Genomic DNA, 15,567 nt, shown 5'->3' on the forward strand with positions numbered 1-15,567 from the left:
AGGTTAGGTTTTATTTGGTTCCAATGTAAAGCGGTCCGGTAAAAGGACGCAGTCCACTATCTTTTAAAGTCACTATATAGTAATACGTTCCATTAGGTATTTTTCCAGCAGCACCAATAGAAGATTTACTTACCGTTCCATTCCAATTATTTTGATAATTATCGGATTCATATATTAAAGCACCCCATCTGTTGAATATTTTAACATCATATCTAAATCCACATAATTCAATTCCAGAAATTTCAAAAAACTCGTTGTAAGCATCACCATTAGGTGTTACTGCTTTTGAAATTACTACGTCGTTTTCACCACAAGGTAATACCACACAATCAGCATTGATATTCATGGTCATTTCGGTTATACTGAGACAGCCATTATCTGTAGTCGTATATCTAAACATATAATCGATTCCACCATCCTCAGGAAGAAAATCTCTACTTAATTCAAGTACGGTAGGGTTAAAAATACTACCCGTTAATGTTGCGGTGGGGTCGCCTTCCAATAATTCCCAAGTACCATTTTTATTTAAGTCACTAGAAATTAAATCATTTAAATTAACAATACCATCATCAAAACATCTGTCTTGTGCAACTATACTCGAAATGATTTCATCGAGTGCTACATTTAATTTCTGAGTAAATATGGCCTCATTATCACATTCATCAGTTACTGTCCATGTTCTAACAATTTCATAATCTAAATAAACATTATCAGCAAACGTGTTCGTTTCGCTATAAATTACTTTGATATTAGATGAACAATTATCTTTAAATTTTAAATCGGGTACCTCTGGAATATTTGTACAACTTACATTAAGTACAGCGTCAAACGTTGTTATTGCAGTTGGAGCCTTAGTATCTTGTACCGTTATTAATTGTGTATGCGTTGTTTTTAAACCACATTCGTCTGTAGCAGTATAAGTACGAGCAATAATGTAATTTGACGGACAGTTTCCAATGGTAATAGCATCATTTACTGTTACGGTTGCAGAACCACAATTATCAGTGGCTGTTAATGTTAGTGCATTTGGAACAGCATCACATTCAACAGTAATATTACTTGGAAGCGTTTCAACAAATTTTGGTGCTTTAGTATCTCTTACTACAATTATTTGAGTATGACTTGTTTTTAAACCACATTCATCTGTCGCAGTCCATGTTCTAGCAAGTGTGTAATTGTTTGGACAATTACCATTCGTTCTAACATCGTTAACAGTTACTGTTGCAGAACCACATATATCTGTGGCAGTTAATATTTGCGCTGATGGAACCGCATCACACTCCACAACTAAATTTGTTGGAGGAAGTGTTTCCACAAATGTAGGAGGTGTCGTGTCTTGAACCGTAATTTTTTGAATATGGGTTTTGGTTAATCCGCATTCATCAGTAGCTGTCCATGTACGCGTTATTATAAAATTGTTAGCACAACTTCCATTAGTTCTAATATCATTAACTGTTACTGTTGCTGTTCCACAATTATCTGTAGCAGTTAAGGTTTCTGCAACTGGAATGGCATTACATTCAATAGTAATGTCTTGAGGAAGTGTCGTTTCAACAAATTCCGGAGCTGTAGTATCTGAAGTTGAAATTATTTGATCGGCAGTTGATACATTTCCGCAAGCATCGGTGGCTGTCCAAGTACGTGTGATAGTAAATGTTCCTGAACAATCTCCATCGGTTCTCACGTCGTTATAGGTAATCACTGGATTCACATCGCAGTTATCTGTTGCGGTTGCCGAACCAAAAGCAATAGGAGTTAAATCGTCGCTACATTCTGCACTTACGTTAGCTGGTAAAGTAAGCACTGGTGCCGTAGTGTCTTTCACGGTTATTGTTTGTGAAACTGAAGACGTATTATTACAAGCATCGGTAAAAGTCCATGTACGTGTTATTATGATATTACAAGGATCTGTATTATCGGTAGTATCCGTTCCGGTTACCGAAATTTCACCAGAACAATTATCGCTAGCTATTAAATTACCGGCAGCAGGAACATCACCAATACACTCGTAAGTGATATCAGCAGGCGCATTTGGTGTTGTAGGAGCTGTTGTGTCAATAATGGTAAAGGTGGCAACAGTTGTACTTGAATTTCCACAACCGTCGGTTGCGGTAAATGTTACAGTTGCTGAACCTGTTGCTCCACAATCATCAGAAAGAGCTGTAAAGTCATTTGTCCATGTAATGGTAGAACAGTCGTCAGAAGCCGTTGCTCCTCCAAAAGTAGATAACCAATTTGCAAGATCTGAAATATTTCCTGTGCCATCACATTCTACAATTAAGTTAGCAGCAGGCGTATCGATAGATGGTGCAATAGTATCTTCGATAGAATAAGAGGCTATTGTTGAACTGATGTTGCCACATTCGTCGATAGCTGTAAAAACAACATCAATTGGCGTTGCACAATCAGATTCTGCGCCATTATAGCTATTAGACCAGGTTACTGTGCCACAATTATCACTGGCTACCGCGCCACCATTATTGTTTAACCAATCATTAATAGCAGAGGTATTTCCTGAGCCATCACATTGAACAACAATATTAGAAGCCGCAGTTGTAATACTAGGAGGTGTGGTATCTTTAATTGTAATAGTTTGAATGTTAGAAGTGCTATTATTACAGTTGTCGATCGCAATCCAAGTACGCGTAATTATAGATTCACTAGGACAAGTCCCGGGCGCAGTAACATCACTAAAAGTTATTAAAGGCGTTGCATCACAATTATCAATTGCCGTGGCAGAACCCGTAGCGACTGGTGAAAAATCTTCATTACATTCTACGATGACATCAGCAGGCACAGTTAATATGGGTGCCGTAGTATCCTGAACATTGATTGTTTGTGATAGGGTGGTAGTATTACCACAATTATCGGTGGCTGTCCAAGATCTTGTTAAGCTATAAGTATCTTCGCAAGTACCATTTATTCTAGTTTCACCATCATAAGTAATGCTAACGTCTGCATCACAATTATCGGTTGCCGTAGGCGTACCAACTGTTGGAATGGCATCGCATTCTACGGTGATATCAGCAGGAACAGTCAATACTGGTGCGGTAGTATCTTGCACGTTGATTGTTTGTGATAGGGTGGTTTCATTACCACAGTTATCAGTGGCTGTCCATGTTCTTGTTAAAGTATAAGTATCTTCGCAAGTACCATTAGTTCTTATTTCGCCATCGTAAGTAATGCTAACGTCTGCATCACAATTATCGATAGCTGTCGGTGTACCAACTACAGGAATCGCATCGCATTCTACGGTTGCATCCGCAGGAATAGTTAATACTGGTGCGGTAGTATCTTGCACGTTGATTGTTTGTGATAATGTGGTTTCGTTTCCGCAGTTATCGGTTGCTGTCCAAGTTCTTGTTAAAGTATAGGTGTCTTCGCAAGTACCATTAGTTCTTATTTCGCCATCATAAGTAATGGTAACGTCGGCATCACAATTATCGGTCGCCGTAGGTGTACCAACTACAGGAATCGCATCGCATTCTACGGTTACATCAGCAGGAATGGTTAGTACAGGATTAATGTCATCGTTAACTATAATTGTATGCGTACATTCAGAAGAATTTCCATCATTATCAGAAATAATATAAACTCTTGAAATTGTTTCTGGACAAGAATTATTATTACTTGTTTCACTAACTAAAGCAAAACTAGCTTCGTTGATTCCGTTATTATCTGTTGCAGTTCCACCGGCTGCTACAAATTCATTATAATTTTGGAACGCATTAGGAACTAAATCAATACAGCTTACGGTTGCTGCCGGAGGACAACTAATTTCAGGAGCCTCTTCATCATTAACTGTAACAGTAAATGAACATTCTGTTGTATTGCCACAATTATCGGTTGCTGTATATGTTACAGTGGTTATTCCTAAATTATAGGTTCCACTTGCATTTTCAGTTCCTGTAATACTATTAGTAAAAGAAACAGTCGTATCACAATTATCTGAAACAACAGGAAGCGCAATAGTAACAGAAGCATTCGGTTGACCTGGATCTGCGGTTGTTGTGATATTTGCCGGACAGGTGATTGTTGGTGCCGTAGTATCTTGCACACTTATTGTTTGCGATAGAGTCGTAGTATTACCACAATGATCGGTGGCTGTCCAAGATCTTGTTAAGCTATAAGTATCTTCGCAAGCACCATCAGTTCTAGTTTCACCATCATAAGTAATGCTAACGTCTGCATCACAATTATCGGTTGCCGTAGGCGCACCAACTGTTGGAATGGCGTCGCATTCTACGGTGATATCAGCAGGAATAGTTAATACAGGTGCGGTAGTATCTATCACGTTAATAGTTTGTGATAGCGTGGTTTCATTACCACAGTTATCAATGGCTGTCCATGTTCTTGTTAAAGTATAGGTGTCTTCGCAAGTACCATCAGTTCTAGTTTCGCCATCATAAGTGATAGTAACGTCGGCATCACAATTATCGGTCGCCGTAGGCGTACCAACTGCAGGAATCGCATCGCATTCTACGGTGATATCAGCAGGAACAGTCAATACTGGTGCGGTTATATCACCTCCAGAGTATGTTATTTGTACAGGTGTAGTAATTGTATTTCCGCATTCATCAGCTACTGTATATGTATAGGTTACAGACCAAGCGCAGTCATCTCCAGTTGGAGTACCTGATTTTACGACTGTAATAGTGCCACCACAGTTATCGGAAAACTGAGCTGCAATATCTGCTATCTTAGGACCTTCAGGGATTGCACTGAAACATATATTTTGATTTGTTGCACCAGCAGGTATTGTTCCTGTTAAACTAGGCGGAGTTGTATCGTTTATATTTATTGTTTGTGTTACGGTCTCAAAATTATTACAAGCGTCTGTAATGGTATAGGTTCTTGTAACAACAATGGGGCACGTTCCTGATGATGTATCAGAACTTGTAACCATCAGATTTGTATCAGAGGTACAATCACTTATAGTTAGACCAAGCGCTTCTAAGTCTGCCACAGTAGTTACCGCAGGTGTGACATCTGTAACTGAACAACCTTGAACTGTTGTCGTAGGTAAAGAACCAGTTATTACAGGCTTAGATGTGTCATTTATATTTATAGTTTGCGTAACAGTTTCGAAGTTATTGGATGCATCTGTAATTGTGTAGGTTCTTGTAACAACAATTGGACACGTTCCTGATGATGTATCAGAACTGGTAACCACAAGATTTTCATCAGGAGTACAATCACTAATTGAAAGTCCGAGAGCTTCTAATGCCGCTACCGAAGTAACAGCAGCGGTAGCATCTGTAGCCGAACAACCTTCAACTGTTGTTGTAGGTAAGGATCCTGTTATTAAAGGTTTAATATTATCATTTATTGTAATAGTTTGTTCTACATTAATTGTATTTCCACAATCATCTGTAACACTATATGTTCTCGTAATTATTTCTGGATTAACGCCATTATCCGAAACATCCGAAACAAAAGCCACAATAGGAGCTATGCCAGAATTATCAGCCTCATCTGTAACAACTAATATGTCTGGATCAGGCACATCTGCTTTACACTGAACATTAATTGGCGCCGGATTACTGGCTGTTGGTGGGTGATTAACATAATCTTGATAATTGATTTCTACTACAATAGGAACGGGTATTGGGTCTCCAATACATGTTCCGTTTGTTTCATAACCTTGTATAAAAGGGCTGTTAAATGATTGATTAGATATAGCACCTACACCGCTTATACCACCGTATAAAATAATGTCTTTATCGATAGGTCCACTATTTAATCCAGAACAATCTTTGGTAACTGTCAAAGAAAAACTAATTTCTGCAAGTAATAGGTTAGGGTCATTTGGTAGTGGGAGTGTACCTAAATTCCATATAATTGAACCAAAAGGACCAGCAGAAGGATCATAAATTGGATCGGAATAACCACCACTTGTTGTATAATTGGTGTTAAAATTGATAGATAAAATACTTGGATCTATATACTCAGGAATTGGAACAGTTATTACTGTATTATTTATTGCTTCAGTTCCTTTATTTCTAATTTCAACATTATAATCCACTGCTTCACCAGGCTGAGGACTAGGATTTGTAACAGAAGTTGTTGTTAAAACACCAATTGGTTCTGGAATATATGCATTTACTGAAAAGGTAACATTAAAAATTATATAAGTATCTTGTGTAGATCCGTACCTAAAAGTTGTAGAACTTTGATTGTTTGTTACAAATTTATTGTCATCAGTAGTTATGGCATTATTATTTCCATTATCAATATTAAACATGGCTATGTCTATACCCGTGTTGTTTTGTAAATTTGGGTTTCGAGTATTTCCAGTAACTATTGAAGAATTAAAAAAGTTGTCTATCGTATTTCCTGAATGGGAAAGAGATTCATAAGCATTGGTGTCTTGTCTCAACATTTCAAAACGATCACCAGGTACACCAACATCACCTTCACCAGCCATGACGCCTAGTTTTAAATTAATAGGTCCATTTTGAGCAGCTCTGAAACCACTAATGGGTAAAAATTGGTTGCCTCCATTAGAGGCTACAAATGCATGACCATCAAAAACCGTGACGTCTCTCCAATTCATTTTGGAATTTTCATAAACAACAACCATTCCCCATCCACCATAAAAACCAGTATTACCACCATTACCTTCTATTAAAGCAATATCGGCTACAGTATAAGTACCAACACCATTTGTTTTCACATAATCTGTAATTTCAGTATAAGCAGAATACATATCATCATAAGCGCCAGAAGGATAAAAAATGGCGTTGTTAAGTGCCGTTACTTCTTGATAAGTAGAAGATCCAGGGCCTTTAATCAGCACCTTTTTTTATTAAAAACCTTTGTGTCATTCCCTTTGGTTACTGAAAATGTTTCACTTGCTCCAGCTCTTCCTGTCCAATACAGACCTGCATATATGATTTTAGAACATTCAGGGATTGCGCCGTTTTCAGTTGAAAATGTTAAATTTGCCGAAGATGAATTCCATGTGCTGGCATCAGAATCGACATCAACATATCTCATGTCGCTGTTGTTATTAGCTGTATCCGAGTAGTTTACAAGTGTTAAATTTGTATTACCCAACATAGTAAAATCACCCTTGATGTTATAAATTGTTTCAGTAGGTGTAGCCGTTGAAGATCTTGGGTTAAAATTAACAAGTACTTGTCCATAACTTCTAAAAACAGTAGTCATGAATAATGCAACCATAATTAGAAACCTAAATTTCTTTCGCCAGGATAAATTATGAATTGGTGTGTAAAGTTTTTTCATGTTTCTTTATTTAATATTATCCTAATATTATTATGATGGACTTACTATTGTATAAAAAATTCTAACTTTATTTTCAGAATTAGAAGTCTTTATGAATCTTTTAAGGTCTTGTTCATTACAATTAAAATTACATTTAATGTATAAATACTTCAATTCAGAAAAATCTTTAATTTCAGATAAATCTAATAAAGTATTAAAATCACTTTGACTATTTAAAACAATTGTAATTAATTTTACATTTTTAAATTTTCCTTTATTTTGAAATAAAACATTCAACGATTGAATATCTTCTATATTAATTTTAACAAGTGTTTCATTCCCATGTTTATTGCTTAGTTTATTATTGTGATAATATTCAACAGTATGGAGATTTTGGCTTAAATTATAGAACTCACTTCTATCACTTTCCTTATTATTTTTAGCTTGTTTAGAAGATTTATTATTCAAATCATTTACGGTTACTTCGTAAATGTCCTGTTCTTGTGAAAAAGACAAGTTTATGGAAGTAATAAAAAGGCAGCAAAACAATGCAGAACTTAAACATGTAAAAACAGATTTATTTTTCATAGCTTATTATGGTTAACTTTTATTTTAATTAAATTGTAATTATTTCAACAATAAAGGCATTTCTTCGTCACTATAGCAACTAAAAATCGTAACTAACAAAAACACTTTCGAGGGAAAAAACAGCGAGGGATTTACATTGAAAAACAATGTCTTATTACTATATGTAATTCGATTTGGGGTCATAACTTTCAATTTTGTAGGTAAAACAAAGTAACATATAAGAACAAGAGTTGTCAAAATTAAATGCTAAATCACTCATATATTCGTTTAAAAGTTACTGTAAACATTTAAGCGAAATAATACGTTGTTTGTCGATATCTTCCTTGCTTAACTACTTTATTCTATGTTACTTATTGTTTTCATTAAATTACTCGCTTTCTATTGTATTTTTATTTAATTAACTTTATCAAGCAATTAATACGAATTTCATCAATTATAAAAACTTTTAATCGATTATAATCAAGACTTCATCGAGGATATATGAAAAATATTATTATAGTAAGACACGCAAAATCATCCTGGGAATTTAATCTCACAGACCACGAAAGACCGTTAAATGATCGGGGATTTAGAGATGCCGATTTAGTTTCGAAACATCTGATTACCGATAGGTTACGTCCAGATTTAATTTTGTCGAGCGATGCAAATAGAGCAAAAACAACAGCTTCAATATTCATAAAAAATTTAAATTTTGAATCTATTAAAACAAAGCTAGTTCATGATTTATACGATTTTACAGGAGGAAACCTGCTTGAGGTAATTAAAAACTGCGATGATTCTGTTCATAATTTAATGATATTTGGTCATAATCATGCCATTACAGGATTTGTTAATACTTATGGCGACATATTTGTAAATAATGTGCCAACCTGTGGTGTTGTTATTATAGAATGCGACGTTTCTAAATGGAAAAATTTAGTAAAAGGCAAAACAACTAAGACACTTTTCCCTAAACACCTTAAAAAAAAATAAAACTTTTGTAATCTGTTTTTTTAAAGAATAGTTTTATGTTTAAAAGAATATATTTGTGAAAGTATCGTAATCCGTATTTAAAGCATGGTAAAGCCCGAAATCCACACTAATAGTTATATAAATAGAGAAATAAGTTGGTTGCAATTTAACGCCAGAGTTTTACAAGAAGCTTCAGACGAAAATGTACCGCTTATTGAACGCTTGCGTTTTTTAGGAATATTTTCTAATAATCTCGATGAATTTTTTAAAGTAAGATACGCCACTGTAAAGCGTATTGTTGAAGCTGGTAAAGGCGGTAAAAGCGAGTTGGGAGGTATAAAAGCCAAAGAATTGCTCGAAATTATCACGCAAATTGTTATCAAGCAGCAAACAGAGAGTTTAGAGGTTTTAGACAAAATTCAAAAAAGTTTAGAAGACAAAAATATTTACATTCTCGACGAGTCTCATATAGACGCTACCAAGCATCATTTTATAAAAAAGTATTTTATCAGAAAGGTAAGTCCTGCCTTGGTAACTATCATTTTAAGTGATTTGGTAGTACTTCCAAATTTAAAAGATAGTGCAGCTTATTTAGCCGTAAAAATGGTGATGACCGATAATACCAATCAGTTTGCATTAATCGAAATCCCGAAATCTATAAATCGTTTTATAGAATTACCTAAAGAAGGCGATAAAAGCTTTATAATTCTGATCGATGATTTATTACGGTATTGTTTAAGTGATATTTTTAGCATTTTCGAATACAAAAGCATTTCTGCCCACATGATTAAAATAACTCGTGATGGCGAGCTCGATTTTGAAAGTGATTTAAGTAAGAGTTTTATTGAAAAAATATCCGATAGCGTTAAACACAGACAAATTAGCGAACCTGTGCGTTTCGTGTACGATAAAACGATTGATATTGAAACACTTGAGTATTTAATGTCTAAAATGGGCATAGATAATACAGATAGTATCATTCCTGGTGGGCGTTATCATAACCGAAGAGATTACATGAGTTTTCCTAGTTTAGGAAGACAAGATTTGCTTTACGAAAAAATAGAAGCTTTACCTATAAAAGGACTAAGTTTAGAAGGGAGTATTTTTCAGGCCATAAAAGAAAAAGATTATTTACTTCATGCACCATATCAAACGTTTTCATACATCGTTAAATTTTTACGAGAAGCGGCGCTAGATCCTAAGGTTAAAACCATAAGAATAACCATTTATCGTTTAGCGCAAATTTCGCATATAGCCAGTTCTTTAATTAACGCTGCCATTAACGGAAAATCGGTTATCGTATCTATAGAACTTCAAGCCAGATTTGATGAACAGGCCAATATCGATTATGCCACTCAAATGGAAGAAGAAGGTGTTATCTTGGTGTTTGGCGTGAAGGGATTAAAAGTACACAGTAAAATGTGTGTTATTGAACGTGAAGAAGGTAAAAAATTAAAGCGATATGGCTTTATTAGTACAGGTAACTTTAACGAATCGACGGCGAAAATTTATACCGATTTCACCTTATTTACCTCAGAGCAACGCATACTTAAGGATGTTAGCAAAATATTTAACTTTTTTGAAACCAATTATAAAATATTCCGCTATAAATACTTAATTACATCACCACATTACACAAAAAAAGCTATTTTTAAGTTAATTGATACCGAAATTAACAATGTTAAAAATGGTGGTAAAGGCTTAATACGACTTAAAATGAACAGCATTTCAAGTTACGCCATGGTTGATAAATTGTATGAAGCAAGCAATGCCGGAGTGAAAATTGAAATGATAATTCGAGGTATTTGCTGTTTAATTCCTGGAGTGAAAGGAATGAGCGAAAATATTAAGGTTATTAGTATTGTCGATAAATTTTTAGAACACACAAGGGTTTATATTTTTGGAAATAATGGCGATCCCAAAGTGTATATTTCTTCGGCCGATTGGATGACAAGAAACATAGAAAACAGGGTAGAAGTAAGTTGCCCTATTTTTGATGAAGATATAAAACAGGAAATAATAGATATATTTAATATTTCGTGGAACGATAATGTAAAAGCGCGATTATTAAATGCATCACAAGAAAATGAATATTTAAAAAATAATAAGCCGAAAATAAGATCTCAGTTCGAGACCTATAATTATTATTTAAAAAAACTCGAAAATTAATATGCTATCAATAAAAAAATATGCGGCAATAGATATTGGCTCGAATGCTGTAAGGTTACTCATTTCAAACATCATCGAACAAAAAGGAAAGCCCGTTCAATTCAAAAAAAACTCTTTGGTACGTGTGCCTATTCGTTTGGGGTCTGATGTGTTTATTACCAACAAAATTTCCAAAGAAAATACACAGAGAATTATAGACACCATGCTCGCGTTTAAGTTGCTCATGAAATCGCATAAAGTGGTTAAGTATAAAGCTTGTGCTACCTCGGCAATGCGCGAATCTGTAAACGGCAAGCAAGTAGTAAATTTAGTTCTTGAAAGCTCTGGAATTAGCATAGATATTATTGAGGGCGAAGAGGAAGCGGCTATAATTGCGGCAACCGATTTAAACTCCTATATAGACCCTAGTAAAACATATCTGTACGTAGATGTAGGTGGTGGTAGCACCGAATTTACAGTTATTCACGAAGGTAACTCGGTGGCCTCTAAATCGTTTAAAATTGGTACAGTACGTTTGTTAAACGATATGGTATCTAAAGAAGCATGGCAAGAATTAGAACAATGGATAAAGCAATACTGCAAGGGCTACGACAAAATATCTGTTTTAGGTTCTGGTGGAAACATTAATAAAATCTTTAAAGTATCTGGAAAAGCTTTAGGAAAACCGCTGACATATTTCTACTTAACCTCGTATTATAACCTGTTACAAAGTTATTCATACGAAGAGCGTATTACGGAATTAGATTTGAATCAGGATAGGGCAGACGTTATTATTCCCGCAATGCGAATTTACCTCTCTGCCATGAAATGGAGCGGCGCAAAAAACATATTTGTTCCTAAAATCGGACTCGCAGATGGCATCATAAAAAGTATCTATTACGATACCGTTTCTAGCAATACACAGTAAAATTGTGCACTTTAGCTTTTAAAATTGCAGCATTTTGGTTTTATGCTATATATTAGACTAATAAATTGCTAAAATTTATAGCCCAAACCTATTAGCTTATGAAAAAATTATTACTAATAATACTACTTAGTATTTCAATTCATGGATTTTCTCAAGATGTAAAGTATGGTGTAAGAGGTGGTTACAGTATTTCAAACTTAGATTTTGATAGTGACATACCCATGACCAACAAGCACAGAAACAGTTTTTATATCGGTTTTTTTGGTGATATTAGATTCTCAAAAACAGTGGCATTAGTACCAGAATTACAGTTTGCTGCTGAAGGCGCTAGAGCCGAAGTTTGGCATTTAGATTATATTCAAGCACCTGTGTTTTTAAAATTCAGATTAAGTGAAAAAATTCGTTTTGGTGTTGGTCCGCAAGTAGGATTGAAAATTAACAAAGTAGATGATGGTGCCAAAAACATGGCGTATTCAGCACTTGCTGGATTCGATTATAAAATCTCGCATATGATTTTTGCCGACATCAGATATACTTACGGATTTAGAAATGTATTCGACGACCATTTAGCCGTTTCTGCAAAAAATTCTAATATTCAAATAGGCGTAGGGTATAAATTTTAACCGTGTACGGTTTCTTTTGTTCCTAAATTAGCCATAATTTCAGCTTCATATTCAAGCAGTTTTTGCCATTTGGCATCCACTTCTTTTTTATCGCCATATTGTCTCGCAAATCCTAAAAACATGGTATAGTGGTTGGCTTCACTCACCATTAAGTTTCTGTAAAACCCAGCCAATTCTTTATCTTTTAATTCTTCAGACAATAATCGAAAGCGTTCACAGCTTCTAGCTTCAATCAATGCTGCATAAAGTAACCTATGCACTAATTGGGTGGTTCTGCTTCCACCTTTTGGAAAGAATTTTAATAATTCAATCACATAATCATCGCGTCTATCTCTCCCTAAAACCCAACCGCGTTCAATAATTTTGTCGTGTACCATTTTAAAATGACTTATTTCTTCTTTTACTAAAGCAGTCATTTCTTGCACTAGTTCGGTATATTCCGGAAAGCTAACAATTAAAGAAATGGCTGTACTTGTTGCTTTTTGTTCGCAAAACGCATGGTCGGTAAGTATTTCTTCAATATTTTTTTCAACTATATTTACCCATCTTGGGTCTGTTGGTAATTTTAGTCCGAGCATAATTATTAATTTTCTATTTTTTGTACACTATATTTTCCTTCATTATCTATTTTGATATCATAATATAATGTTTTTTTAGATTCCGGAAAAATAAAGCCTCCAACAAGATTTACATAGTTTTTATTTAAAGGAAACTCATCATCAATCCAAACCTTATTATTTATGGCTTTGTGCAAACTATCGGCAATGGTTTTATCGTTTTCTAAAAAGAAATTCGCATCAAAAACTCTGTCAAAAATTACTTTATCATTCTTTTTAATCGTTACCTCAGACACCCAATCTCTATAATTATTAATATGTGTTAACGTGTTGTCTACTTGGTTTTTACAAGTAACAACGCGTTTCATATTGGTGTAAGTCTTTATACTAATAGCGAACCCGTTGGTTAATAGAGTATCTGTTTTTACTTCAACATATTTTTCGGGGATATACTCTGTAATTTCAAGTTTTCCTAAAGAATCTTTAAACTTGGCAACAGATTCTTTTAAAGATTCTGCTTTTGTTTTTCTGCCGTCACAACTTAAAATACACAGTGCTAAAAGGAGCATTATAAAAACAAACTTCTTCATAATTAAAAATTTAAATATCTAAATCGAATGTTTTTCTTAAAACATCAATGTTTTTATTTTTCTCCTTTAATTTTTCAAATTTTTCAAATGGCGTGTAGGCATATTGTTTTTCCATTTCCTCATTAACCGTAATCGATAAATTAATGTCGAAATTGTTTAATGTTTTTCTTATAAACGATAATAAATCGAATTGATTTCGTTCTAATTCTACTTTATTTGTCGCGTTAGGAAACTCTAAATGTATGGTTGTATCCATTAATTTTGGAGTATCAATAGATAAAATAGAGGCTAAATTGTGTTTTCCTTGGTTTTCTAATGTTTTTACATAGGTATTCCAAGTATCCAGTAAGGCTTCTTCTGTAAAAGGCTCTTTGGGCAGATTTTCTTCATCAATAATCACATCCATTTGCCTAATAAGATGCTCTTTTTTGGCTTTGATACTACTTAGCGACAGCCCAGAAGTACGTTTTATTTCTTTTTTTAGTGTGATTTTAGGAAGCTCCTGAACTTCAACAGCGGTTTCGCTTTTAGCTATTTTAACTTGTGAAACTTCAACCGCTTTGGCAGTCGACTTAATTTCTATTGTTGAAGAGACTTTACTTTCTTCTTTATGAACCGTAACCTGAACAGGCGCAATGCCTTTCTTTTTAAAATATGAAGGTGGAATTATGTAATGTCTGCTATTTTTTTTTTCTCCATCAAAAGTGATAGAGGCAAGCTGCATTAAGCATAGTTCGATAAGCAATCGCTGATTTTTACTGCTTTTGTATTTGAGGTCGCAATCGTTAGCCAGATTTATACCTTGTATTAAAAATGCTTGCGATGCTTTTTTTGATTGTTCTAAATATTTGGTTTTAGTTTCATCGCCAACTTCTAGCAATTCTATGGTTTCCTGTGTTTTACTCACCAGCAAATCTCTAAAATGCGATGCTAATCCGGTAATGTAATGGTGACCATCAAACCCTTTCGATAAGGTATTGTTAAAATGAAGCAATAAATCCGGAATTTTATTTTCTAAAATAAGGTCTGTACTCTCAAAATAAGTTTCATAATCGAGTACATTTAAATTCTCGGTAACGGCATGTCTCGATAAATTTTTACCAGAAAAACTAACCACACGATCAAAAATAGACAAGGCATCACGCATAGCACCATCGGCTTTTTGAGCGATGATATGCAATGCATCGTCTTCGGCATCAATTCCTTGTTCTTCGGCAATATATTTTAAATAATCTTTGGCATCTTTAACAGTAATTCGTTTAAAGTCGAATATCTGGCAACGCGATAAAATGGTAGGTATAATTTTATGCTTTTCGGTAGTAGCTAATATAAAAATGCAATGTTTTGGTGGTTCTTCTAAGGTTTTAAGAAAGGCGTTAAACGCTGCCTGCGATAACATATGAACCTCGTCGATAATATACACCTTATATTTTCCTACTTGTGGCGGAATGCGAACCTGATCGGTTAAACTTCTAATGTCATCCACCGAGTTGTTCGATGCCGCATCAAGCTCAAAAATATTAAACGCAAAATCTTCGTCGCCCGTTTCTTTACCATCGCTGTTAATCATTTTAGCCAAAATACGCGCACAGGTTGTTTTACCAACACCACGCGGACCCGTAAACAGTAATGCTTGCGCTAAATGATTGTTTTCTATGGCATTTAGTAAGGTATTTGTAATAGCCTGCTGACCCACCACGTCTTTAAACGTTTGCGGGCGGTATTTTCTAGCCGATACTACAAAGTGTTCCAATTTTGCTGAACTTGTTTCAGCATCTTTCGATGCTCATTAAAAAATTGACTTATTTAGAATAACAAAGTTAAAAAATGAATTCAGAAATCAGAATTTAGAACTCACAATTTAATGGGAGTTATTAACAAAACAAAGTTGAAAATATTGAAAGTAAATTCTTGTGTTTGTAAGATTAAAAGTCGAAATTCGTTTAACTTCTGAT

The 15,567-nt window shown here is 34.6% G+C and carries 10 protein-coding genes; 4 read left to right on the forward strand and 6 right to left on the reverse strand.

The genetic code is table 11. The annotated features are described in order from the left end of the window. Window positions 1–10: 10 nt before the first annotated feature. From ACFQ0I_RS10165 to ACFQ0I_RS10175, 3 genes are read right to left on the reverse strand one after another with little or no spacing between them, the layout of a single operon-like run. Complete coding sequence (locus ACFQ0I_RS10165) at window positions 11–6,799, reverse strand: HYR-like domain-containing protein (protein WP_379941899.1); 6,789 nt, start codon at window positions 6,797–6,799, stop codon at window positions 11–13. Further along, complete coding sequence (locus ACFQ0I_RS10170; protein WP_379941901.1) at window positions 6,793–7,248, reverse strand: hypothetical protein; 456 nt, start codon at window positions 7,246–7,248, stop codon at window positions 6,793–6,795. The genes ACFQ0I_RS10165 and ACFQ0I_RS10170 overlap by 7 nt, the downstream gene beginning before the upstream one ends. Before the next feature lie 30 nt (window positions 7,249–7,278). Then, window positions 7,279–7,815, reverse strand: coding sequence for a hypothetical protein (locus ACFQ0I_RS10175; RefSeq protein ID WP_379941903.1), 537 nt, complete (start codon window positions 7,813–7,815; stop codon window positions 7,279–7,281). A gap of 480 nt (window positions 7,816–8,295) precedes the next feature. Between ACFQ0I_RS10175 and ACFQ0I_RS10180 the strand changes: the two genes are divergently transcribed. The 4 genes from ACFQ0I_RS10180 to ACFQ0I_RS10195 all read left to right on the forward strand — a co-directional run bounded on the left by ACFQ0I_RS10180 (window position 8,296) and on the right by ACFQ0I_RS10195 (window position 12,465). Continuing rightward, window positions 8,296–8,787: a SixA phosphatase family protein gene (locus ACFQ0I_RS10180; RefSeq protein ID WP_379941906.1), complete on the forward strand. Its 492-nt coding sequence runs from the start codon at window positions 8,296–8,298 to the stop codon at window positions 8,785–8,787. An 84-nt stretch (window positions 8,788–8,871) separates the two neighbouring features. Further along, complete coding sequence (gene ppk1, locus ACFQ0I_RS10185; RefSeq protein ID WP_379941908.1) at window positions 8,872–10,935, forward strand: polyphosphate kinase 1; 2,064 nt, start codon at window positions 8,872–8,874, stop codon at window positions 10,933–10,935. Between the two features lies 1 nt (window position 10,936). After that, a complete protein-coding gene (locus tag ACFQ0I_RS10190; RefSeq protein WP_379941910.1) occupies window positions 10,937–11,842 on the forward strand; it encodes a Ppx/GppA phosphatase family protein in 906 nt (301 codons plus the stop codon). Window positions 11,843–11,940: 98 nt separating this feature from the next. Beyond that, window positions 11,941–12,465, forward strand: coding sequence for a porin family protein (locus tag ACFQ0I_RS10195; protein ID WP_379941912.1), 525 nt, complete (start codon window positions 11,941–11,943; stop codon window positions 12,463–12,465). Here the strand turns inward: ACFQ0I_RS10195 and miaE are convergent. From miaE to dnaX, 3 genes are read right to left on the reverse strand one after another with little or no spacing between them, the layout of a single operon-like run. Further along, window positions 12,462–13,043 (reverse strand): tRNA-(ms[2]io[6]A)-hydroxylase, encoded by a 582-nt coding sequence (gene miaE, locus ACFQ0I_RS10200; RefSeq protein WP_379941914.1) that lies wholly within the window; start codon window positions 13,041–13,043, stop codon window positions 12,462–12,464. The genes ACFQ0I_RS10195 and miaE overlap by 4 nt on opposite strands. Before the next feature lie 5 nt (window positions 13,044–13,048). Then, a complete protein-coding gene (locus ACFQ0I_RS10205; protein WP_379941916.1) occupies window positions 13,049–13,612 on the reverse strand; it encodes a hypothetical protein in 564 nt (187 codons plus the stop codon). Window positions 13,613–13,622: 10 nt separating this feature from the next. Then, complete coding sequence (gene dnaX, locus ACFQ0I_RS10210; RefSeq protein WP_379941918.1) at window positions 13,623–15,365, reverse strand: DNA polymerase III subunit gamma/tau; 1,743 nt, start codon at window positions 15,363–15,365, stop codon at window positions 13,623–13,625. Between the last annotated feature and the right edge of the window lie 202 nt (window positions 15,366–15,567).

Source organism: Mariniflexile aquimaris (assembly GCF_042676825.1).
Classification (GTDB): domain Bacteria; phylum Bacteroidota; class Bacteroidia; order Flavobacteriales; family Flavobacteriaceae; genus Mariniflexile; species Mariniflexile aquimaris.

Excerpts from the sequence above, each read along its gene's own strand:
- ACFQ0I_RS10180 (WP_379941906.1), top strand. The coding sequence starts at position 8,296 with ATGAAAAATATTATTATAGTAAGACACGCAAAATCATCCTGGGAATTT.
- ACFQ0I_RS10175 (WP_379941903.1), bottom strand. The coding sequence starts at position 7,815 with ATGAAAAATAAATCTGTTTTTACATGTTTAAGTTCTGCATTGTTTTGC.
- ACFQ0I_RS10195 (WP_379941912.1), top strand. The coding sequence starts at position 11,941 with ATGAAAAAATTATTACTAATAATACTACTTAGTATTTCAATTCATGGA.
- miaE (WP_379941914.1), bottom strand. The coding sequence starts at position 13,043 with ATGCTCGGACTAAAATTACCAACAGACCCAAGATGGGTAAATATAGTT.
- ppk1 (WP_379941908.1), top strand. The coding sequence starts at position 8,872 with ATGGTAAAGCCCGAAATCCACACTAATAGTTATATAAATAGAGAAATA.
- ACFQ0I_RS10190 (WP_379941910.1), top strand. The coding sequence starts at position 10,937 with ATGCTATCAATAAAAAAATATGCGGCAATAGATATTGGCTCGAATGCT.
- ACFQ0I_RS10170 (WP_379941901.1), bottom strand. The coding sequence starts at position 7,248 with ATGAAAAAACTTTACACACCAATTCATAATTTATCCTGGCGAAAGAAA.
- ACFQ0I_RS10205 (WP_379941916.1), bottom strand. The coding sequence starts at position 13,612 with ATGAAGAAGTTTGTTTTTATAATGCTCCTTTTAGCACTGTGTATTTTA.